At 62.0% G+C, this 20,831-nt stretch carries 17 protein-coding genes and 1 pseudogene; 5 read left to right on the forward strand and 13 right to left on the reverse strand.

The genetic code is table 11. The features are described 5' to 3' along the window. Positions 1–131: 131 nt before the first annotated feature. The 4 genes from sutA to glnK form a co-directional block, all read right to left on the reverse strand. A complete protein-coding gene (gene sutA, locus J4E53_RS14220; protein ID WP_060740086.1) occupies positions 132–455 on the reverse strand; it encodes a transcriptional regulator SutA in 324 nt (107 codons plus the stop codon). 102 nt (positions 456–557) lie between these two features. Next, positions 558–983 carry a secondary thiamine-phosphate synthase enzyme YjbQ gene (locus J4E53_RS14225; protein WP_060743109.1) on the reverse strand — a complete coding sequence of 142 codons (426 nt, stop codon included), beginning with the start codon at positions 981–983 and terminating at the stop codon, positions 558–560. Between the two features lie 212 nt (positions 984–1,195). After that, positions 1,196–2,530: an ammonium transporter gene (locus tag J4E53_RS14230; protein ID WP_060740085.1), complete on the reverse strand. Its 1,335-nt coding sequence runs from the start codon at positions 2,528–2,530 to the stop codon at positions 1,196–1,198. A 33-nt stretch (positions 2,531–2,563) separates the two neighbouring features. Continuing rightward, the gene (gene glnK, locus J4E53_RS14235; RefSeq protein WP_002555808.1) at positions 2,564–2,902 is read right to left on the reverse strand and encodes a P-II family nitrogen regulator; all 339 of its coding nucleotides are present in this window, start codon (positions 2,900–2,902) and stop codon (positions 2,564–2,566) included. A gap of 415 nt (positions 2,903–3,317) precedes the next feature. Here glnK and J4E53_RS14240 point away from each other — a divergent pair, with 415 nt between their 5' ends. Further along, positions 3,318–3,578: an accessory factor UbiK family protein gene (locus J4E53_RS14240; RefSeq protein WP_060740084.1), complete on the forward strand. Its 261-nt coding sequence runs from the start codon at positions 3,318–3,320 to the stop codon at positions 3,576–3,578. An 18-nt stretch (positions 3,579–3,596) separates the two neighbouring features. Here the strand turns inward: J4E53_RS14240 and J4E53_RS14245 are convergent, their stop codons facing one another. Next, positions 3,597–4,874, reverse strand: coding sequence for a sensor histidine kinase (locus tag J4E53_RS14245; protein ID WP_103309555.1), 1,278 nt, complete (start codon positions 4,872–4,874; stop codon positions 3,597–3,599). 259 nt (positions 4,875–5,133) lie between these two features. On the opposite strand from J4E53_RS14245, the gene J4E53_RS14250 reads away from it, so the two are divergent. Next, positions 5,134–6,627, forward strand: coding sequence for a YifB family Mg chelatase-like AAA ATPase (locus J4E53_RS14250; protein WP_103309557.1), 1,494 nt, complete (start codon positions 5,134–5,136; stop codon positions 6,625–6,627). A 6-nt stretch (positions 6,628–6,633) separates the two neighbouring features. Here J4E53_RS14250 and J4E53_RS14255 read toward each other — a convergent pair whose 3' ends face one another. The 4 genes and pseudogenes from J4E53_RS14255 to J4E53_RS14265 all read right to left on the reverse strand — a co-directional run bounded on the left by J4E53_RS14255 (position 6,634) and on the right by J4E53_RS14265 (position 11,168). After that, positions 6,634–7,848, reverse strand: coding sequence for an aldose 1-epimerase family protein (locus J4E53_RS14255; protein WP_103309559.1), 1,215 nt, complete (start codon positions 7,846–7,848; stop codon positions 6,634–6,636). Between the two features lie 236 nt (positions 7,849–8,084). After that, positions 8,085–8,945 carry a methyl-accepting chemotaxis protein gene (locus tag J4E53_RS31090; RefSeq protein WP_371919222.1) on the reverse strand — a complete coding sequence of 287 codons (861 nt, stop codon included), beginning with the start codon at positions 8,943–8,945 and terminating at the stop codon, positions 8,085–8,087. Positions 8,946–8,987: 42 nt separating this feature from the next. Next, a pseudogene (locus tag J4E53_RS31095) lies at positions 8,988–10,163 on the reverse strand (Cache 3/Cache 2 fusion domain-containing protein); the annotation flags it as partial. A gap of 84 nt (positions 10,164–10,247) precedes the next feature. Beyond that, complete coding sequence (locus tag J4E53_RS14265) at positions 10,248–11,168, reverse strand: LysR substrate-binding domain-containing protein (RefSeq protein ID WP_103309563.1); 921 nt, start codon at positions 11,166–11,168, stop codon at positions 10,248–10,250. A gap of 158 nt (positions 11,169–11,326) precedes the next feature. On the opposite strand from J4E53_RS14265, the gene J4E53_RS14270 reads away from it, so the two are divergent. After that, positions 11,327–12,721, forward strand: coding sequence for a NorM family multidrug efflux MATE transporter (locus J4E53_RS14270; RefSeq protein ID WP_081015468.1), 1,395 nt, complete (start codon positions 11,327–11,329; stop codon positions 12,719–12,721). A gap of 111 nt (positions 12,722–12,832) precedes the next feature. On the opposite strand, the gene J4E53_RS14275 is transcribed toward J4E53_RS14270, so the two are convergent. After that, positions 12,833–14,506 (reverse strand): bifunctional diguanylate cyclase/phosphodiesterase, encoded by a 1,674-nt coding sequence (locus J4E53_RS14275; RefSeq protein WP_060740077.1) that lies wholly within the window; start codon positions 14,504–14,506, stop codon positions 12,833–12,835. A 272-nt stretch (positions 14,507–14,778) separates the two neighbouring features. Between J4E53_RS14275 and rep the strand changes: the two genes are divergently transcribed. Further along, positions 14,779–16,788, forward strand: coding sequence for a DNA helicase Rep (rep, locus tag J4E53_RS14280; protein ID WP_060740076.1), 2,010 nt, complete (start codon positions 14,779–14,781; stop codon positions 16,786–16,788). A gap of 58 nt (positions 16,789–16,846) precedes the next feature. After that, positions 16,847–17,419, forward strand: coding sequence for a xanthine phosphoribosyltransferase (locus J4E53_RS14285; RefSeq protein WP_014340844.1), 573 nt, complete (start codon positions 16,847–16,849; stop codon positions 17,417–17,419). A 108-nt stretch (positions 17,420–17,527) separates the two neighbouring features. Here the strand turns inward: J4E53_RS14285 and J4E53_RS14290 are convergent, their stop codons facing one another. The 3 genes from J4E53_RS14290 to J4E53_RS14300 all read right to left on the reverse strand — a co-directional run bounded on the left by J4E53_RS14290 (position 17,528) and on the right by J4E53_RS14300 (position 20,743). Continuing rightward, positions 17,528–19,462, reverse strand: coding sequence for an acetyl-CoA hydrolase/transferase C-terminal domain-containing protein (locus tag J4E53_RS14290; protein ID WP_103309565.1), 1,935 nt, complete (start codon positions 19,460–19,462; stop codon positions 17,528–17,530). Between the two features lie 135 nt (positions 19,463–19,597). After that, positions 19,598–20,011 (reverse strand): cytochrome c5 family protein, encoded by a 414-nt coding sequence (locus tag J4E53_RS14295; protein WP_092174467.1) that lies wholly within the window; start codon positions 20,009–20,011, stop codon positions 19,598–19,600. A 183-nt stretch (positions 20,012–20,194) separates the two neighbouring features. Continuing rightward, on the reverse strand, positions 20,195–20,743 hold the full coding sequence (locus J4E53_RS14300; RefSeq protein WP_003206841.1) for a cupin domain-containing protein: 549 nt from the start codon (positions 20,741–20,743) through the stop codon (positions 20,195–20,197). Positions 20,744–20,831 lie beyond the last annotated feature (88 nt).

Raw genomic sequence — 20,831 nt, forward strand, 5'->3', positions numbered from 1 at the left:
TGCCAACAGGCCCACCGCTATCGCGAGCAAGCTCGCTCCCACAGGGACTGCGCCTGATTTGGGAATAGAATCGCGCCCATGAAAAAGCCCGCAGCGACGGCGGGCTTTTTCAGCAAGCAAGAAGCCGATACTCAGATAGGGCGGCTGCCGTACTTGTTGTCAGGCTTCTTGGGCGGATCAGCGACCACGTTGGCTTCCACTTCCTGCACCTTACCGCCCCTGGCCAGGAACTCCTCCATGGCCTTGGCGAGCGCATCACGCTCCTTGTTCTTGGCCTCTACGCTCGGCAACTCGTCGACCGACACCGCGGCCTTGGCCTTGCCCTTGGCGGTAGGCGTCGGAACGTCGGCGCCATCGTCTTCGGCAACGTCTTCAGCCGCCACTTCAAGGCCTTCTTCGGTCTCGTCTTCGTCGCCTACTTCGAGGTCGTCGTTTTCCAGATCATCGTCGCTCATGTTCTACCTCATGACTTGCGAAAAGCAGATTAGTTATAGCCCAGCTTCGCCATCTGTTCGAAGGCTGCCAGAAAAAATTCAACATCCGCTGGCAATCAGCGGTTATGCCCCTTCACCGTACAAGGTGGCGAGGACTTTACGAGCACCGCCGTGATCACGGTGCTCGCCCAGATAAACACCTTGCCAGGTTCCCAATGCCAGCCGTCCCGCCGTAACCGGCAGGCTGAGCTGGCAACCGAGCACACTGGCCTTGAAGTGCGCCGGGAGGTCGTCCAAGCCTTCGTCGTTGTGCTCATAGCCGGCGGTTCCTTGTGGGATCAGCCGATTGAAAAATCGTTCGAAGTCTCGACGTACCGCCGGATCGGCGTTCTCGTTGATGGTCAACGAGGCCGAGGTATGCTGCAGCCACAGATGCAACAGACCGACACGACACGCCTGGACTTCAGGCAGGCCGGCCAGCAACTCGTCCGTCACCAGATGAAAGCCCCGGGGCCTTGCCCGCAGGGTTATCAGCGTCTGTTGCCACATACAGATCTCCGCACGTTCGGCGCGCATTCTAGCGCGCTCTGGGAAAAAACAAAGGCCCTAATATTCTTGCTTCGGTGTAAGCCTTTGGCGGTATAAAAACCCATGTCGCATCCACAACAAAAGGCGTCGGAAAAACCGCCACACCTTGTGAGCAATGACAAACTCCAGACAAAAAAATGCCCGGCGAACCGGGCATTTTTTGTTGCGCGTACTTACAGGTTGTAGCCACGCTCGTTGTGCTGGGCCAGATCCAGGCCCACAGCTTCTTCTTCCTCGGTGACACGCAGACCCATTACGGCGTCCAGGACCTTGAGGATGATGAAGGTGACGATCGCGGTGTAGACCACCGTGAAACCCACGCCCTTGAATTGAATCCACACTTGCGCGCCGATATCGGTCACGGTGCCGAAGCCACCCAAGGCCGGTGCGGCGAACACACCGGTCAGGATCGCGCCGAGAATACCGCCGATGCCATGCACGCCGAAGGCATCCAGGGAGTCGTCATAACCGAGCTTGCGCTTGAGGGTGGTGGCGCAGAAGAAGCACACCACGCCCGCCGCCAGGCCGATGACCAGGGCGCCCATCGGGCCCACGGTGCCGGCAGCCGGGGTGATTGCAACCAGGCCGGCCACCACGCCCGAGGCAATGCCCAGCGCGCTTGGCTTGCCGTGGGTGATCCACTCGGCAAACATCCAGCCCAGCGCCGCCGCAGCGGTAGCGATCTGGGTCACCAGCATCGCCATGCCGGCAGTGCCGTTGGCGGCGACAGCGGAACCGGCGTTGAAGCCGAACCAGCCGACCCACAGCATGGCCGCGCCCATCAGGGTGTAACCCAGGTTATGGGGTGCCATTGGCGTAGTCGGGAAGCCTTTGCGCTTGCCCAATACCAGGCACGCCACCAGACCGGCGATACCGGCGTTGATGTGCACCACGGTGCCGCCAGCGAAGTCCAGCACGCCCCAGTCCCACATCAGGCCGCCGTTGCCGGACCAGACCATGTGCGCAATCGGTGCATACACCAGGGTGAACCACACGCCCATGAAGATCAGCATGGCGGAGAACTTCATCCGCTCGGCAAATGCACCGACGATCAGGGCCGGGGTAATGATGGCGAACGTCATCTGGAAGGTGATGAACACCGCTTCAGGGAACAGCGCCGCCGGGCCGGTCAGGCTGGCTGGCGTGACACCTGCCAGGAACGCTTTGCCGAAACCGCCAATGAAGGAGTTGAAGTTGACGACGCCCTGCTCCATGCCGGTGGTGTCGAACGCGATGCTGTAGCCATAGATGACCCACAGGATGCTGATCAGACCGGTAATGGCAAAGCACTGCATCATCACGGAAAGAATGTTCTTCGAACGGACCATGCCGCCGTAGAACAGCGCCAATCCTGGAATGGTCATGAACAGTACAAGAATCGTGGCCGTGAGCATCCAGGCGGTGTCGCCGGAGTTCAGGACAGGGGCTGCCGCTTCTTCTGCCATGGCCAGGCCAGGCATTGCGAAGGACAACAGGGCTCCTAGCCCTGCGAATTTACGCAGAGTCATATTGTTTTCTCCTGGGGCGTTGGGTTTGGCGGCTTAGATAGCGTCGGTATCGGTTTCGCCGGTACGGATGCGGATAGCCTGTTCCAGATTGACCACAAAGATCTTCCCGTCACCGATCTTGCCGGTGTTGGCGGCCTTGGTGATTGCCTCGATCACCCGGTCCAGATCCTTGTCGTCAATGGCGACATCGATCTTCACCTTGGGCAGGAAATCGACCACGTACTCCGCGCCGCGATACAGCTCGGTGTGGCCCTTCTGCCGACCGAAGCCTTTGACCTCAGTAACGGTAATGCCCTGCACGCCGATCTCGGACAACGACTCGCGCACGTCGTCCAACTTGAACGGCTTGATGATGGCAGTGACTAGCTTCATGAAACTTTCTCCCGAATTGGTGGACTTGCCCCAGGAAAACAAACCCGACTCAAGTCTAAGCGCAGTGCCTGGCTTTGTAACGCGTCGTCGGCCCAAGTTGCCCGACAGGTGCCAGTTAACCGATCCTGACGAAACTCCCCGTTCCGCCTGCTGCACTGCATTCGTCACAGCGACTGCATCAGTGCATGGGTCATCAGCCTCTAAGCAGAAACCTTGCCATCTGCACCCAAACCCTCTGATTTCAGCCCCTTGGCCACCGGCTCGACGTGCACCGCACCACGAACCGCAGCGATACGCACAACAACAGTGCAGCGCCGCCCGGCCCCATGCGCGAAAAGCGTGCATCCCTGGCTGGCGAATTGACTATAGACACTGCGTGGTACACTGCCCGCCATCGTTTCCAGGACACCTGCACATGCTTGCGCCCAAAGACCTCCTCGACGCCCTGAGCGGCCACGCCTCCCGTATCTTGAGTGGCGACACGCCGCTGCCCAAAAGCGAAATCGAAAGCCAGTTCAAGGCCCTGCTGCAAAGCGGCTTCAGCAAGCTGGACCTGGTCAGCCGGGAAGAATTCGACAGCCAGATGGTCGTGCTGGCCCGGACCCGAGCACGGCTCGAAAGCCTGGAGGCCAAGGTCGCTGAGCTGGAAGCGCGACTGGCTCCGGCCCAGGAATAAGCAGCCCCTGCGGGCCACTCAACCACTCGCAGCGTGTTGAGACTGCTCCGGGGTCAGTGCCAGCGGCAGCTCCAGGATAAAGAGCGCGCCCTGCCCCGGCCCCGCGCTCTGCGCCGTCAGCTCGCCGCCCATCTCGTGCGCCGCCAGAATGCAGCTGTGCAAACCAAAGCCGTGACCGTCGACACGCGTGGTGAAGCCGTGCTCGAACACCCGCGCAAGATTGTCCTGCGCAATCCCCTCGCCATTGTCCTCGACCTCGACCCGCACGCGCCCATCGTCAACGACCTTCAGGCGCAGGATGATCTGCGGTGGCCGGTTCACACCGGCGTCCAGCGCCTGCTTGGCGTTGTTGATCAGATTGACCAGGATCTGCAGCACGCGGTGCTTGTCCAGTGGCATCTGCGGGATATCGCTGAACTCCTTGACCAGCGTGATGTGGTGGCGAGCCAGGGACACATCGCAAATGCGCACGACATCCTCGACCAGCTCACGCAACGAGCCCGGCTCCAGCACGCTGGCGTTGCCGGCGTAGGATTGCTGAGTGGCGACGATTTCCTTGATGTGGTCGATGCGGCGGGTCAACTGTGCCAACTCGGCGATCATGCCCTGCTGCTCGACGGCCAGCGCGTCGGCCAGCTTGTCGAGATAGTCCGGTAGCGCGCGTCCTTTCGGGTCGCTGCTGATGAAGTCGCCGAGGTCGTCGGGATGCTCCTTCATCAACTGGACGACCTTGGCCACCCCGGGCCCCTTGGAGGTGTGCACCTTCTCGTAGAGGACCTGGGCTGACACGTTGACGCTATTGAGCACATTGCCCACGTTGTGCAGCACATTGGTGGCGATCTCCGCCATGCCGGCGCGGCGGGCGGTGGTGACCAGTTCGGCCTGGGCCTCGCGCAACTCGTCGTTGACCTTGGCCAATTGCTGCGGGCTGGGGATCTTCAGGGCCGCCGGCACCAGCCGGACCAGCAGGATGGCGGTAATCACCGACGCAATCGCGGTGATGACCTTGACCAGCGCCATCAACCAGTAATAAGGCTGCCAGATGGTCAGGATCTCCATCACATGGCTGGTCCCGCAGGCCAGGATAAACACGCCAAAGGCCGCGAGCATCCAGTCAAACGGCACGTCCTTGCGCTTGTGGATAAAGTACAGGAGCGTGAAGGGGATGGTGACGTAGGACAGGGCGATCAAGCTATCGGCGATCACATTCGTCCACAGCAGATCCGGACGCCACATGTAGCAATGCCCGTGGGGCATGAAGCGCTTGTCAGTTAACAGAGCCAGCAGATCGTTCATGGCCACTTCCTCCCTGTGCCGTTGATACCGCCAAGTGCCGACTGGGCAAGTCGGAGTCTAGGCCGGTCCCGGGCATTTCGCTTGGGCGGGTGAAGGATGGCATCGGCTGAACCGTATCGCGCTTGCCGCCTCGGCTGTCACTGACAGTCGAAACATCCTGCCAAATTTTCTCCCCTCGATTGCTGCGCCCAAGTTCATCCCCACGACTACCCTTCAAAAGTCGCAGGACGCGGCACCCCATTCACTCAAGGAACGATTCATGTCGCTCGCCATTGTCCACAGCCGCGCCCAAGTGGGGGTCGAGGCTCCTGCCGTTACCGTTGAAGTCCACCTGGCCAATGGCTTGCCGTCACTGACGATGGTTGGCCTGCCGGAAGCGGCGGTGAAGGAAAGCAAGGATCGGGTGCGCAGCGCGATCATCAACTCGGGGCTGAATTTTCCGGCGCGGCGCATCACCCTGAACCTGGCGCCGGCGGATCTGCCCAAGGACGGCGGGCGGTTCGACCTGGCGATTGCCCTGGGCATCCTGTCAGCCAGTGTGCAGGTGCCAACCCTGACGCTGGACGACGTCGAGTGTCTCGGTGAGTTGGCCTTGTCCGGCGCGGTGCGCCCGGTGCGCGGGGTACTGCCAGCGGCGCTGGCGGCTCGCAAGGCCGGACGCATGCTGGTGGTGCCGCGGGCCAACGCCGAGGAAGCCTGCCTCGCGTCGGGCCTCAAGGTGATCGCCGTGGATCATCTGCTCGAAGCAGTGGCCCACTTCAATGGGCACACACCGGTCGAGCCTTTCGTTTCCAATGGACTGCTCTCGGCCAGCAAGCCCTACCCCGACCTGAATGAAGTACAAGGCCAGGCCGGGGCCAAGCGTGCCCTGCTGATCGCTGCCGCGGGGGCACATAACCTGTTGTTCAGCGGACCACCGGGCACCGGCAAGACCTTGCTGGCGAGTCGTCTGCCCGGGCTGCTGCCGCCCCTGGCCGAGAGCGAGGCCCTTGAGGTGGCGGCGATTCAGTCGGTTGCCAGTTGCGTGCCGCTGAGCCATTGGCCGCAGCGGCCGTTTCGCCAGCCCCATCACTCGGCTTCCGGCCCAGCGCTGGTGGGTGGCGGGTCGAAACCGCAACCCGGGGAAATAACCCTCGCCCACCATGGCGTGCTGTTTCTCGACGAGCTGCCGGAGTTCGACCGCAAGGTGCTGGAAGTCTTGAGAGAACCGCTGGAGTCAGGGCACATCGTGGTCTCGCGCGCCCGGGACCGAGTACGCTTCCCTGCCCGTTTCCAGTTGGTGGCGGCGATGAACCCCTGCCCCTGTGGCTATCTTGGCGAGCCCAGCGGCCGTTGCGCCTGCACACCGGATATGGTGCAGCGCTACCGCAACAAACTCTCCGGCCCGCTGCTGGACCGTATCGACCTGCACTTGACCGTCGCCCGGGAAGCCACGGCATTGAACCCCAGGCTCGAACCCGGGGACGATACGGCCACGGTCGCCGAGCGCGTAGCCGAAGCCCGGGAGCGCCAGCACCGCCGCCAGGGCTGCGCCAACGCCTTCCTCGATCTACCGGGGTTGCGCCGGCATTGCACGTTATCCACAACCGATGAAACCTGGCTGGAAACCGCCTGCGAGCGGCTGACCCTGTCGCTGCGCGCCGCCCACCGCTTGCTCAAGGTCGCCCGGACACTGGCGGACCTGGAGCAAGCGGGGAACATTCGCCGCGAGCACCTGGCCGAAGCGTTGCAGTATCGGCCGGCTACGGCGTGAACCGTTTTACGGTTTGCTCAGGTCTACCAACGGTGTTTCCCGGACCTCGGTTTTTTGACCGTTCTGGATCGCATCGATGCGCTTGAGCGCCTTATCCACAGCGCCCTTGTCCGCCAACAGGCTGTAGCGGATCTGGAATTGCCTGTGCTCCTTCGGCCCGATCGTGGGCACCAGGCCCAGGGGGCGCTGGTACCGGCGGTTGTAGGAAAAACTGGTGCCTGGTTCCAGCCCGGTCACGTAGCCCTGGCCCTGGGTATCAGTGTTTTTCCACAGGGAGAACACGGGCAGCGTGCTGGTGTTGAAGCCTACCGACACACCGAGGCTGCCGGCCTTGTTGTGCAGCACGGTGAGGGTGTCGCCCTTGGCGTCGGCGTAGGGCACGACGTTGTAGACGGTTTCGTCATAATCCTTGGTCGGGGCCCGGTAGGTTTGCCAATCGGGCAAGTCGCCCTTGGCCTTGTCGTTGAACGGCGAGACCTGCTTGACCGGTGCCGCGAAACGAGCACCCTGTTCCAGGAAAGGCGTGCTGAAATTGCTGTGGTAGAGCGCTTGGTATTCCTTCGGGTAATCGCCGTTGTTGGTCAGCGTGTCGCTGAGCGCGAACGTCACGCTGCCAGGCTCGGTGACCAGTTCGGTCTGCACCGAGAAATCGACCTTCTTGAACGCCTGCTCCTTCAACTCGCCCCGTAGGGTGATGGCGTAGGGCGGTTTTTCATCGATGTGCAAAGTGACTTTGTTGGCCGGAATATTGGCGGCGCGACCATGCAGGGTCAGCAGCTCGCCATTGTCCATGCCGGGATGGCCGACCCATTCGTAGCCGCAGCGGGTGACCAACTCGTTGAAGCCTTCGAGCCAACCCAAGCCGCCTCGACCGTTGAGCTCGATGAACGCCGGGTTGACCACTTCCTTGACCGGCGAATCCCACCCCATGCGCACATTCCCGACCGACGCCTGCAGCACATTCATGCCACGGGTCGGGACGACTGAAAGCTTCAGGGTGCCGTTGTCGATATCAACGATGCTGACGCCCTCTTGCCGGCCACCATGCAGGGTGCGCATCGTCACAGAGAAAGGTTTGTCGGTTTTCACGCCGAGCTGCTGGCTGGTGATTTGCCAGGGTTGGGCGGCTTTGTCGGTATCCAGCAGGACGTAATCCCAAGCCATCGCCTGGGAGGCAGCGCCCAAGGCGCCAAGGGTAATGAGGAGTTTGAGCGGAGTCATGGACGCGACCTTTTATTGGAGTTGTGCGGTTTTTATAGACTTGAAGAAACGTTTCAGCAAGCTTAAAAACAGCAATACCCTTAAAAAATCACGACTACATTATCGACAGCGATTTGTGGGAGCGAGCTTGCTCGCGATAGCGGTGGGTCAGATTGGGATGATGCTGGCTGGGCAGCCGTCATCGCGAGCAAGCCCGCTCCCACAGGGAATCTCTGGGAGCGGGCTTGTGAGAGGCTTCAGCGGAACCGATCAACCTCTTGGCGCAGGTCCTGGGCCAGTTTTTCCAGTTCCTTGGCGGTGACCGCCAGGTTCGAGACCACCTGGCGCTGTTCGCTGTTGGCCATGGCGATGCTCTGCAGGTTGCTGCTGAGCAGGGTCGCGGTGCTGCTTTGTTCCTGGGTGGCGGTGGTGATCGCCGCGAATTGCTGGCCAGCCGAACGGCTCTGCTCATCGATTCGCGCCAGGGCCGAGGCCACATTGGCGTTGCGCGACAGGCCTTCCTGCATCAACAGGTTGCCCTGTTCCATGGTGCTGATGGCATTGCCGGTTTCCTGCTGGATGCTATTGATCATGCTGGAGATTTCGTCAGTGGCCTGGCGGGTGCGGGACGCCAGGCTGCGGACTTCATCGGCCACCACGGCGAAACCACGGCCCTGCTCGCCGGCGCGGGCAGCTTCGATGGCGGCGTTCAAGGCCAGCAGGTTGGTCTGCTCGGCAATCGAGGTGATGACCCCCACGATGCCGCCGATTTCCTGGGAACGCTGGCCCAGGGTATTGATGACCGTGGCCGTGCTGTTCAGCGCGCCGGCGATTTGTTCCAGGGACGACGACGCTTCATCCATCGAGGTCCGGCCAATGCGGGTTTGCTGGGCGTTTTCCTGGGCCAGGCGCTCGGTGTTGCCCATGTTGTCGGCAATGTTCAGGGAGGTCGCACTGAACTCTTCCACCGCGCCGGCCATGCTGGTGATTTCGCCGGATTGCTGCTCCATGCCTTCGTACGCCCCGCTGGACAACCCGGACAGGGCCTGGGCGCGGCTATTGACCTCCTGGGAGGCCTTGCGGATGTGCTCGACCATGGTCGACAGCGCCTGGCTCATCTGGTTGAAGGCACGGGCCAACTGACCGATTTCGTCATGGCTCGACACGTTCAGGCGCACGCTCAGGTCGCCAGCACCCAACGCTTCGGCCTGGCGCACCAGATCCCCCAGTGGCGCCAGTTTGCTACGCAACAACCACATTGCCGAACCGACCGCCAACAGCATCGCCAGCAGGCTGCCAATGGCCAATTGCGTACCGACGCTCCAGGTCACGGCGCGGATCTCGGTTTTCGGCATGCTCGCCACCACCGCCCACGGCCCACCCTCGAACGGTACGGCAACGCTGTAGAAATCTTCGGCGGTATCGGCCCAGAACGCGCCCTTGCCCGGCTTTTTGATCAAGCCGGTGATGGTGGTGGTAGCGTTGTCCAGCGCCTGCACGCCGGCGGGCGGCACCAGCCATTTGTTTTGTTCGTCCAGCAGCGCCAGGGAGCCGGTCTGGCCAATGCGGAAGCGCTTGAGGTTCTCGAACTGCGCGTTCTGAGCATCGGTGTAGTCGAAGCCTACGTACAACACGGCAATGATCTTGCCGCTGCTGTCGCGCACAGGCGTGTACTGCGACATGTAGAAGCGCCCGAAAAGCAGGGCCCGACCAATGTAGCTCTGCCCGCTGATCACCGGACCGTAGGCGGGGCCGGCGCGGTCGAGCACGGTGCCGATGGCCCGCGTACCGTCCTGCTTGCTGACGGAGGTACTGACTCGGATGAAATCGTCGCCGCTGCGCACGAATACCGTGGCGACCCCAGCGGTCATCGCTTTGAAGTCATCCACTTCCTTGAAGTTGTTGTTCAACACTTCGCTACCCAGGCTCAAGCCTGGGGTTTGTACGCCCGCCACCGTCACCGGCTGGTCCGGATGCACGCTCAGGCCCGCGCTGAAGCGCTTTTCGAACAGACCGGCCAAGCGCTGGGTGCTCTCGCGCAAAGTGCCGTGGAACGTATTGAGCTGATCGGCCATCAGGCGCGCTTCGCTGGCCAGGTGCTCTTCACGGGTGGCAAGGTTGGCAGCGTCCAGCGAACGCAAGGCGAAGACGGTACTGCCGGAGATCACGATCGCCAGTATCACGGCAAGGGCAAGGCCTAGCTGTGAGGCGATCCGGGCGCGGGGTTGAGACATGACGGCTCCTGGCCGAGAGACCGGATCATCCTGATCACGTCGCACGCTCGGCATTTTATTCGGGTGAGGTGTAAGTAGACCCTTTCTGAACGAGGGTTCCATGTTCACGGATTCGGCGGCAAAGCCAAATACTTGAGCGGTTTGCACGGATTAGTGCCAAGTGGCTAGCACGCCAACTTCAACGTTTCAGCTTAGACGTTGTACATCAGGCAGTTGCATGGCCTTGACCTCGCCTTGGAGAAAGTCGCTGAGCCGGCGCAAACGTTCACCTCCCGGCCGGGTTTTCGGCCAGACCAGGTAATAGTGTTCCCCACTGGCGACAGCTGTCGGCCATGGCAGGCTCAGGCGCCCTTGGGCAACGTCCTCGGCCACCATCAGCAGGTCGCCCATGGAGACCCCATAGCCACGTGCGGCCGCGATCATGCCCAGCTCCAGGGTATCGAACACCTGCCCCCCCTTGAGCGAGACCTTGTCGGACAGGCCCATGCGTTGCAGCCAGTTGCGCCAGTCCCGGCGATCCGGCGTCGGATGCAACAGCTCAGCACTGGCCAGCCGCGCCACATCCCAGGGCTGATCGTTCAACAGGTTCGGCGCGCCCACCGGAATCAATTCCTCGGGAAACAGCAAACTGGCCTCCCAGTCCGCCGGAAAATGCCCGTTGCCCAGCAATACGGCGCAATCGAAGGGCTCGACGTTGAAGTCCACCGAATCGATGTCCATCCAGGCACTGGTCAGTTGCACCTCGTTACCGGGCTGCAAATGCCGGAAGCGACTCAGGCGCGCCAACAACCAACGCATGGTCAGCGTGGAAGGCGCTTTCATGCGCAGGATGCCGTCTTCGCCATGCAAGGTGTGGCAGGCCCGCTCCAGCGCCATGAAACCCTCGCGCACGCCCGGCAGCAGCAACCGCGCCGCCTCGGTCAACTGCAGGTTGCGGCCGCTGCGCAGGAACAGCCGGCAGGCAAAGTGATCTTCCAGCGTGCGGATGTGCCGGCTGACGGCGCTCTGGGTGATCGACAGCTCTTCGGCGGCCCGGGTGAACGACCTATAGCGCGCCGCGGCTTCGAATGCCCGCAACGCATAAAGAGGAGGAAGACGACGGGACATCGCAAAAGCTCCATGGCGTGGTCTGCAAACCCTACCAGAAACCCATCCAGCATGAGTTTTAATCATGCCAGCGATCTTTTTTATCCTTTTGTGCAATCCGCCAAGAGCGCCGAGAATCGTCGCTTTACTGCCTTGTTTGAACATGGAGCGTGATGATCATGCGGCATCCGGTGCGTACCGAACTCTGGGCCATCCTGCGGCTGGCGGGGCCGTTGATTGCCTCGCAGTTGGCGCACATGCTCATGGTGCTCACCGACACCGTGATGATGGCGCGCCTGAGCCCCGAAGCCCTCGCCGGGGGCGGGCTCGGAGCGGCCACCTATTCGTTCGTGTCGATCTTCTGCATCGGCGTGATCGCCGCGGTGGGCACCCTGGTCGCGATCCGCCAGGGCGCGGGCGATGTCGAAGGCGCCACCCGGCTGACCCAGGCAGGGCTTTGGCTGGCCTGGTTGATGGCGTTGATGGCCGGGTTGCTGCTGTGGAATCTCAAGCCCGTACTGCTGATGTTCGGCCAGACCGAAACCAACGTGTTGTCCGCCGGCCAGTTCCTGCTGGCGCTGCCGTTCGCCCTGCCCGGCTACCTGAGCTTCATGGCCCTGCGCGGCTTCACCAGCGCCATCGGCCGGGCCACGCCGGTCATGGTGATCAGCCTCGGCGGCACGGTGGCCAACTTCCTGCTCAACTACGCGCTCATCACCGGCATGTTCGGCCTGCCAAAACTCGGCCTGATGGGCATCGGCCTAGTCACGGCCATTGTCGCCAACTGCATGGCCCTGGCCCTGGCCTGGCACATCCATCGGCACCCGGCCTACCGTGCCTATCCGCTGCTGGATGGGCTGTCGCGGCCCAATCGCCAATACCTCAAGGAGCTGTGGCGCCTGGGCCTGCCGATCGGTGGCACCTATGCGGTGGAAGTCGGGCTGTTCGCGTTCGCCGCGCTGTGCATGGGCACCATGGGCAGCACGCCGTTGGCGGCCCACCAGATCGCCCTGCAAATCGTCTCGGTGGCGTTCATGGTGCCGGCCGGAATGTCCTACGCCATCACCATGCGCATCGGCCAGCACTACGGCGCCGGGCAGCTGTTGAGGGCGCGCCTGGCCGGTCGGGTCGGCATTGGCTTTGGCGCGGCCGCGATGCTGGCGTTCGCCATGGTGTTCTGGCTGCTGCCCCATCAATTGATCGGCTTGTTCCTGGACCACGATGACCCGGCGTTCCGCGACGTGATCAACCTGGCCGTGAGCCTGTTGGCGGTGGCGGCGTGGTTCGAGCTGTTCGACGGCACGCAAACCATCGCCATGGGCTGCATTCGCGGGCTCAAGGACGCCAAGACCACCTTCCTGGTGGGCCTGGGTTGCTATTGGCTCATCGGCGCACCGTCGGCGTGGTGGATGGCGTTCCATTTGAACTGGGGACCGACCGGTGTCTGGTGGGGCCTGGCCCTGGGGCTGGCCTGCGCGGCCGTGAGCCTGACCCTGGCGTTTGAATGGAAGATGAAGCGGATGATTCGCAGTGAAGCTGGGCAGCCCGGTTTCGAAGCCATTCAGGCCAAGTGAAGTCCATGCCTTTGTGGGAGCGAGCTTGCTCGCGATAGCGGTGTGTCAGTCAAAATCGATGTGACAGACCTATTGCTATCGCGAGCAAGCTCGCTCCCACAAGGTTTTGCGTCAGACCACGACGTCGTGTGTGGAGTGCTGATCACCCTCGAACGTCAAATACTCAACCAATTCCGGCAACGGCAACGGCTTGCTGATCAGGAAGCCCTGCACCTGGTCGCAACCGAAACCGCGTAGCAGGTCCAGTTGTTCCTGGGTTTCCACACCTTCGGCCACCACCTCCAGGTTGAGGTTGTGGGCCAGGTTGATCATGGCGTGCACCAATTTGCGGTTCTCTTCGCGCTGCTCCATGCCGCCGACGAAGCTCTTGTCGATCTTGAGCAAGGCGATCGGCAGGCTGTTGAGGTGCACGAACGAGGAGAACCCGGTGCCGAAGTCGTCCAGGGAGAAGCGCACCCCCAGGCGGCCCAGGGCATCCATGGTCTGCTTGACCAGTTCGCTGCGGCGCATGACCGCGGTTTCGGTGAGTTCGAACTCCAGCCATTGCGCCTCGACACCCCGCTCGGCAATCAGTCGGCTCAAGGTCGGCAGCAACTGGCTGTCCTGGAACTGCCGGAACGACAGGTTGACCGCCATGTGCAACGGCGCCAGCCCCCGTTCGCGCAGGGCCTGCATGTCCCGCAGCGCCCGGGAAATCACCCAGTAGCCCAACGGCACGATCAGGCCGCTCTGTTCAGCCAGCGGCACGAACTCACTTGGTGGCAACAAGCCGCGTTCGCCATGGCGCCAACGCACCAGGGCTTCGAGGCCGACGATGTGGCCGCCATCGAGGTCCAGGCGCGGCTGGTAATGCAATTCCAGCTCGTCACGGCGCAGTGCCCGGCGCAGTTCGCTTTCCAGGTCGGCAAGGCTGCGGGCATTGCGATTGATGCGCTCGTTGAAGATATGAAAGGTGCAGCCCTGGGTGCTCTTGGCCTGCTGCATGGCGATGTGGGCATGCCACATCAGCGGATCGGCGCCAGCCTGGGCGCGAGCATGGGCGACGCCCAGGCTGCAACCGATCAGCAGGCTTTCGCCGTCCACCCAATAGGGTTCGGCCAAGGCTTCGGTAATACGCTCGGCCATCCATTCGGCCCGCTGCGGTGCGCGGCGGGTGTCGATCAGCAAGGCAAATTCATCACTGCCCAGCCGCGCCAATTGATCGCCGGCTTCGAGCGACCCCTTGAGCCGCGATACCACTTGCAGGATCAAACGGTCGCCGGCCTGGTGACCGAGGGCGTCGTTGGCGTGGCGAAAGTTGTCCAGGTCCAGGTGACCGAGGGCCAGGCCTCGGCCGTCGTTTTCCGCCAGGCGCGCCGCCAGCAATGTCTGGAAACCCTGGCGATTGGCGATGCCTGTCAATGGATCCTGCTCGGCGAGGCGCTGCAGGGTGTTTTCCAGCACGCCGCGCTCGCGCACATGGCGCAGGCAACGACGCAGGGTCGCGCTGTCGAGGACATCGCGCACCAACCAGTCGCTGGCACCGTCGGGGGCAACCGCCGGCTCGTGCTCGAGCAACAGGATGGTCGGCAGGCTGCAACGGCCCGGCGTCGGCTGCAACGCCGCAACAGTCAGCAACACCGCGTTGCGATTGTCTTCGAACAGGCTGCTGACGGACTCCCAGCTCGGGGCGCTGATCAACACGACCGAGGGCCCCATGGGCACCAGGCACTCGCGCAGTATTGCTGACCACTCTGGCTCTTGGGCCAATAACAGCAAACGCAAGGGTTCGACAGGCGTTGACAAGCTGACTCCCTAGACTCTGCAAGGTGGTAGGCGCCGGGCATTATGACCTGCCGATGGGCAATGACCAATGCCAACGGTTCTCAAACACGCGCTTTCGGTGGTTTTTCCCGCTCGAAATGCTGCGCGGGACCCAATTGGTTCCACATCCTGCGTGAAAGTGGCAGAAGCGGCAAATGACAATCCTGTGTGCGTCACAAGTCGGACAGAGCAGCACAATTCTCTGAGCCTGTTAAAATGCCGGCCCATTTCGCAAACGACTCCCTGACTCTGTCATGTCCCGACTCAATCCCCGGCAGCAAGAAGCCGTGAACTATGTCGGCGGCCCTCTTTTGGTGCTCGCCGGTGCAGGCTCCGGCAAGACCAGCGTAATCACCCGCAAGATCGCGCACCTGATCCAGAATTGCGGCATCCGCGCCCAATACATCGTCGCCATGACGTTCACCAACAAGGCCGCCCGAGAAATGAAAGAGCGGGTCGGCGGCCTGTTGCGCGCCGGCGAAGGCCGCGGCCTGACGGTGTGTACCTTCCACAACCTGGGCCTGAACATCATCCGCAAGGAGCACGCGCGGCTGGGCTACAAACCGGGCTTCTCGATTTTCGACGAGACCGACGTCAAGGCCTTGATGACCGACATCATGCAAAAGGAATACTCGGGCGACGACGGCGTGGACGAGATCAAGAATATGATCGGTTCCTGGAAAAACGACCTGATCCTGCCCGCCGAAGCCCTGGAGAACGCCCGCAACCCCAAGGAACAGACTGCCGCCATCGTCTATACCCACTACCAGCGTACCCTCAAGGCGTTCAACGCGGTGGACTTCGACGACCTGATCCTGTTGCCGGTCAAGCTGTTCCAGGACCACGCCGACATTCTCGAAAAATGGCAGAACAAGGTCCGCTACCTGCTGGTGGACGAATACCAGGACACCAACGCCAGCCAGTATTTGCTGGTGAAGCTGCTGATCGGCAAACGCAACCAGTTCACCGTGGTGGGCGACGATGACCAGTCGATCTATGCCTGGCGCGGCGCGCGGCCGGAAAACCTGATGTTGCTCAAGGACGACTACCCGTCGCTCAAAGTGGTGATGCTGGAGCAGAACTACCGCTCCACCAGCCGCATCCTGCGCTGCGCCAACGTGCTGATTTCCAACAACCCCCACGAGTTCGAAAAACAACTGTGGAGCGAGATGGGCCACGGCGACGAGATCCGCGTGATCCGTTGCCGCAACGAAGACGCCGAAGCCGAGCGCGTGGCCATGGAAATCCTCAGCCTGCACCTGCGCACCGATCGGCCGTACAGCGACTTTGCGATCCTGTACCGCGGCAACTACCAGGCCAAGCTGATCGAGCTGAAATTGCAGCATCACCAGATCCCCTATCGCCTGTCGGGGGGCAACAGCTTCTTCGGGCGCCAGGAGGTGAAGGACCTGATGGCCTACTTCCGCCTGATCGTGAACCCGGACGACGACAACGCCTTCCTGCGGGTGATCAACGTGCCGCGCCGGGAAATCGGCTCGACCACCCTGGAAAAACTCGGCAACTACGCCACCGAGCGCAAGATCTCGATGTATGCCGCCACCGATGAAATCGGCCTGGGCGAACATCTGGACAGCCGCTTCACCGATCGCCTGGCGCGCTTCAAGCGCTTCATGGACAAGGTCCGTGAGCAGTGCGCCGGGGAAGATCCGATCTCGGCGCTGCGCAGCATGGTCATGGACATCGACTACGAGAACTGGCTGCGCACCAACAGCTCCAGCGACAAGGCCGCCGATTACCGCATGGGTAACGTCTGGTTCCTGATCGAGGCGTTGAAGAACACCCTGGAAAAGGACGAAGACGGCGAGATGACGGTCGAGGACGCCATCGGCAAACTCGTCTTGCGGGACATGCTCGAGCGCCAGCAGGAAGAGGAAGACGGCGCCGAAGGCGTGCAGATGATGACCCTTCACGCCTCCAAGGGCCTGGAATTTCCCTACGTGTTCATCATGGGCATGGAAGAGGAAATCCTGCCGCACCGTTCCAGCATCGAGGCCGACACCATCGAGGAAGAACGGCGCCTGGCCTATGTCGGCATTACCCGGGCACGCCAGACGCTGGCCTTTACCTTCGCCGCCAAGCGCAAGCAGTACGGCGAAGTGATCGACTGCGCCCCCAGCCGCTTTCTCGATGAGCTGCCACCGGACGACCTGGCCTGGGAAGGCAACGACGACACGCCCACGGAAGTCAAAGTCGTTCGCGGCAACAGTGCCCTGGCGGATATACGCGCGATGCTAAAGCGCTAGAATCGACTACTTTTTTTCAACGACTTCAGGCGCTGAAGGCGTCATCAGAGGAGGCTTCATGGAAGCCCTGCACCAGAAAATTCGTGAACAAGGCATCGTGCTTTCCGATCAGGTCCTGAAAGTCGACGCTTTCCTGAACCACCAGATCGACCCGCAATTGATGAAGCTGATCGGCGACGAATTCGCCGCGCTGTTCAAGGATTCGGGCATCACCAAGATCGTCACCATCGAAGCCTCGGGCATTGCCCCGGCGATCATGACCGGGCTGAACCTTGGCGTACCGGTGATCTTCGCCCGCAAGCAACAATCCCTGACCCTGACGGAGAACCTGCTGTCGGCCACCGTGTATTCGTTTACCAAGAAAACCGAAAGCACCGTCGCCATCAGCCCGCGTCACCTGACCAGCAGCGATCGGGTGCTGATCATCGATGACTTCCTGGCCAACGGCAAAGCCTCCCAGGCGCTGATTTCCATCATCAAGCAGGCCGGCGCCACCGTCGCCGGGCTGGGGATCGTGATCGAGAAGTCGTTCCAGGGCGGCCGCGCGGAACTGGATGCCCAGGGTTATCGCGTCGAGTCGTTGGCCCGGGTGCAGTCGCTGGCGGGTGGGGTCGTGACCTTCATCGACTGACCCAATCCCCCCCTGTGGGAGCGAGCTTGCTCGCGATAGCGGTGTATCTGTCAAATAAAAGGTGTCTGACAGATCGCCATCGCGAGCAAGCTCGCTCCCACAGGGGTTTCAGGTTGATTGTTGTTGTGCAGTAGCCTTGAGCCCGGCCAACAGCAACCGCTGGAACAGCTCCTCCTTCAGCCCTTCAGGACTGGTCAGCTGCATCCGCTCCAGATGCCCGGCAAATTCCCAGGGCTCCGGCGCATCCAGCGCGGCTTTGCCCAACTCCAGGATCTCGGTGAGCTTGAATTTGCTCTTGAGCCAGTTCAGCGCCCGCAACAGGTCCCGCTCGACCCCGTCGAAATCACAGCCCAGCGGGTATTCGGGAAACAGATTCGGATGCCGGGCCTGGATCGCCTGCAACCGCTCCGACGTGTTGTCGGCGAACCGCGGATCGAGGCGGAAATCCTTCGGCAATTTGCCAGCCTTCTGCGCCTGCTCGATCAGCCCGGGCTGGAAGCGTGAGTCGCTGATGTTCAGCAACGCCTCGATCACCGCGGCGTCGGTCTTGCCGCGCAGGTCGGCGATGCCGTATTCGGTCACCACGATGTCGCGCAGGTGCCGGGGAATCGTGCAATGGCCGTACTCCCAGACGATGTTCGAGCTGATCTCGCCCCCGGCCTCGCGCCAACTGCGCAGCAGCAGGATCGAGCGCCCGCCCTCCAGCGCATGGCCCTGGGCAACGAAGTTGTATTGCCCGCCCACGCCGCTGAGCACCCGCCCGTCTTCCAACTGATCGGCCACCCCGGCCCCCATCAGGGTCATGGTGAAGACGGTATTGATGAAGCGGGCATCAAGGCGCTGCAGGCGCTTGAGCGGCTCCTGGCCGTAGAGCTCGTTGATGTAACTGATGCGCGTCATGTTGAATTCGAGACGACGGCTCTGCGGCAACTCGCGCAGGCGCTCGTAAAAACTGCGCGGGCCGAGGAAGAAGCCGCCGTGTATGCAGATGCCGTCGGGTTGTGCCGCCTCGTCGAGGGTTCCGGCGTTCGCTCGTTCCTGGGTCGGCTCGTCGGGGTAGACCTTGCGCCGGATGATCCCGGCCTCGGCCAGCACCAGCAAACCGTTGACGAACATTTCACTGCAACCGTACAGCCCTTTGGCAAACGGCTCGACCCCGCCCTCGCGCTCGATCAGTTGCGCCCACTGGCTAAGGTTCAGGTCCGCCAGCAACGCCTGGTAACCGGCGTTATCGGCCTGACGCGCCAGCAGCGCCGCCGTCAACGCGTCGCCCATGGCGCCGATGCCGATCTGCAATGTCCCGCCGTCACGCACCAGGGTACTGGCGTGCAGGCCTATCAGATGATCCTGGAAACCCACCGGCATGTTCGGCGTGGAAAACAGCGTGTGGCTGTCCTTCTCGTCGATCAACAGGTCGAAAGTGTCGATGCCGACTTCCGCGTCGCCCGGCATGTAAGGCAAGTCGTTGTGCACCTGGCCGACCAGGAGAATGGTTTCCCCGGCCGCCCGGCGCTTGGCGATCATCGGCAGCAGGTCGAGGGTGATGTCCGGGTTGCAGCTCAGGCTCAGACGGTCCGGGTGTTCCGGGGCGCTCGCCACCAGTTGCGCCACCAGGTTCAAGCCGGCGGCGTTGATGTCCCGGGCCGCATGGCTGTAGTTGCTGCTGACATAGTCCTGCTGGGCCGACGCACTGTGCAACAGGCTGCCGGGCTGCATGAAGAACTGCTGGACGCGGATGTTGGCCGGCAGACTGTCCTGGTGCAGGTCGACCAGGTAATCCAGCTCGGGATAGTCGCCGAAGACCCGTTCGACAAAGGGTTCGAGGAAGCGCTTCTGCAAACCATCGCCCAGGTTGGGCCGGCCCAGGCTCAGGGCGGTGTAGATCGTCAGCTGTCGCTCTGGCAGCTGTGCGATGCGCCGGTACAACGCGTTGGCGAACAGGTTGGGCTTGCCCAGCCCCAGGGGCATGCCGAGGTGAATATGCGCGGGCAGGCGCTCGAGCACGTCATCCACCGCCTGTTCGATTGAACACAACTGCACCATCGGACCCTCCAGGACATTCCATGAATGTGGGTTGGACCGAGCTTGCCGGGTCTTGGTTGCGATGAACAGTCCCGAAAAATCCGAGGCGCAAAAAAGCCGCTCGTAAGCGGCTTTTTTGTGAAGGATGCCGGCGTATTACAGACCGGACATCTCTTTGATGGCGCCCTTGAGGTCGTCATCCGAGCAATCGGCGCAGGTGCCTTTAGGTGGCATTGCGTTGATGCCGGTAATGGCCTTGGCCAGGATGCCGTCGAGACCGCCTTGGTGATCGGCGCGTTCTTTCCACGCAGCCTTGTCACCAATTTTCGGCGCGCCCAGCAGGCCCGTGCCGTGACAAGCGTTGCAATGCTTTGCAATTACGTCTTTCGGCGCCTTGGCACCGCCGGCGCCGCCGGCCGAGGCCACGACTTCCATACCCTTGCATTCCTTGCCCTGGACGCAGACCTGGCCGACGGGTTCAAGGCGCTTGGCGATTTCGTCGTTCGGCGCCGCTTGAGCGGTCGCAGCCCATAGGGCCAATACGGTTGCTGGTGCAGCCAGCATTTTCATAATTAGGTTCACGCGTACACCCTCAATGGTGGCTAGTCACGCCTGCGGCCACGGTTTGCAGGCGGGCGCAAGTATAGCGGTAAGCCTGTCACTCTGAAACAACCCCAAAGTCGCAAGGGTCTTGTTTGTCATGACAGCCCAACAGGTGGGCGCCTTTGCCACGCGGGCCTGGCGCCTCTTGGTCTAGAAATTGGCCGGCGTGGCTGCGCTGATCAGTCGCGCCGGCACGTCGAACGGATTACGGAAACGGTGGGGCTTGGTGCTTTCGAAATAGTAGCTGTCGCCAGCCTCGAGCACGAAGGTTTCGACGCCGACCACCAGTTCCAGCCGTCCTTCCACCAGGATCCCGGTCTCCTCGCCCTCATGGGTGAGCATCTCTTCACCGGTATCGGCACCCGGCGGATAGATCTCGTTGAGGAAGGCAATCGCCCGGCTCGGATGCGCCCGGCCCACCAGCTTCATGGTCACGGCACCATCGGAGATGTCGATCAGTTCGTTGGCTTTGTAGACGATCTGGGTCGGTTTTTCCTGAAGGATCTCTTCGGAGAAAAACTCGACCATGGACATGGGAATCCCGCCAAGGACCTTGCGCAGCGAGCTGATCGAGGGGCTGACGCTGTTCTTCTCGATCATCGAAATAGTGCTGTTGGTGACGCCCGCGCGCTTGGCGAGTTCACGCTGGGAAAGGCCTTTGAGTTTACGAATGGATTGCAGTCGTTCACCGACGTCCAATGCTGGAGCCTCCAGGGAATCAGGTTGTGAGGAAAGTGAGCGTTATCATGGCGACAGCGTTCAGTATTTACAACACTTTGACCCGAAT

The organism is Pseudomonas sp. FW305-28 (assembly GCF_017351395.1).
GTDB classification, from domain to species: domain Bacteria; phylum Pseudomonadota; class Gammaproteobacteria; order Pseudomonadales; family Pseudomonadaceae; genus Aquipseudomonas; species Aquipseudomonas fluorescens_AA.

Coding starts and splice junctions, on each gene's coding strand:
- J4E53_RS31090 (WP_371919222.1), bottom strand. CDS start 8,945: ATGAGCCAGGCGCTGTCGACCATGGTCGAGCACATCCGCAAGGCCTCC.
- J4E53_RS14240 (WP_060740084.1), top strand. CDS start 3,318: ATGCTTGCGCCCAAAGACCTCCTCGACGCCCTGAGCGGCCACGCCTCC.
- glnK (WP_002555808.1), bottom strand. CDS start 2,902: ATGAAGCTAGTCACTGCCATCATCAAGCCGTTCAAGTTGGACGACGTG.
- J4E53_RS14230 (WP_060740085.1), bottom strand. CDS start 2,530: ATGACTCTGCGTAAATTCGCAGGGCTAGGAGCCCTGTTGTCCTTCGCA.
- J4E53_RS14245 (WP_103309555.1), bottom strand. CDS start 4,874: ATGAACGATCTGCTGGCTCTGTTAACTGACAAGCGCTTCATGCCCCAC.
- J4E53_RS14285 (WP_014340844.1), top strand. CDS start 16,847: ATGGAAGCCCTGCACCAGAAAATTCGTGAACAAGGCATCGTGCTTTCC.
- J4E53_RS14295 (WP_092174467.1), bottom strand. CDS start 20,011: ATGAAAATGCTGGCTGCACCAGCAACCGTATTGGCCCTATGGGCTGCG.
- J4E53_RS14250 (WP_103309557.1), top strand. CDS start 5,134: ATGTCGCTCGCCATTGTCCACAGCCGCGCCCAAGTGGGGGTCGAGGCT.
- J4E53_RS14290 (WP_103309565.1), bottom strand. CDS start 19,462: ATGGTGCAGTTGTGTTCAATCGAACAGGCGGTGGATGACGTGCTCGAG.
- J4E53_RS14225 (WP_060743109.1), bottom strand. CDS start 983: ATGTGGCAACAGACGCTGATAACCCTGCGGGCAAGGCCCCGGGGCTTT.
- rep (WP_060740076.1), top strand. CDS start 14,779: ATGTCCCGACTCAATCCCCGGCAGCAAGAAGCCGTGAACTATGTCGGC.
- J4E53_RS14255 (WP_103309559.1), bottom strand. CDS start 7,848: ATGACTCCGCTCAAACTCCTCATTACCCTTGGCGCCTTGGGCGCTGCC.
- J4E53_RS14265 (WP_103309563.1), bottom strand. CDS start 11,168: ATGTCCCGTCGTCTTCCTCCTCTTTATGCGTTGCGGGCATTCGAAGCC.
- sutA (WP_060740086.1), bottom strand. CDS start 455: ATGAGCGACGATGATCTGGAAAACGACGACCTCGAAGTAGGCGACGAA.
- J4E53_RS14270 (WP_081015468.1), top strand. CDS start 11,327: ATGCGGCATCCGGTGCGTACCGAACTCTGGGCCATCCTGCGGCTGGCG.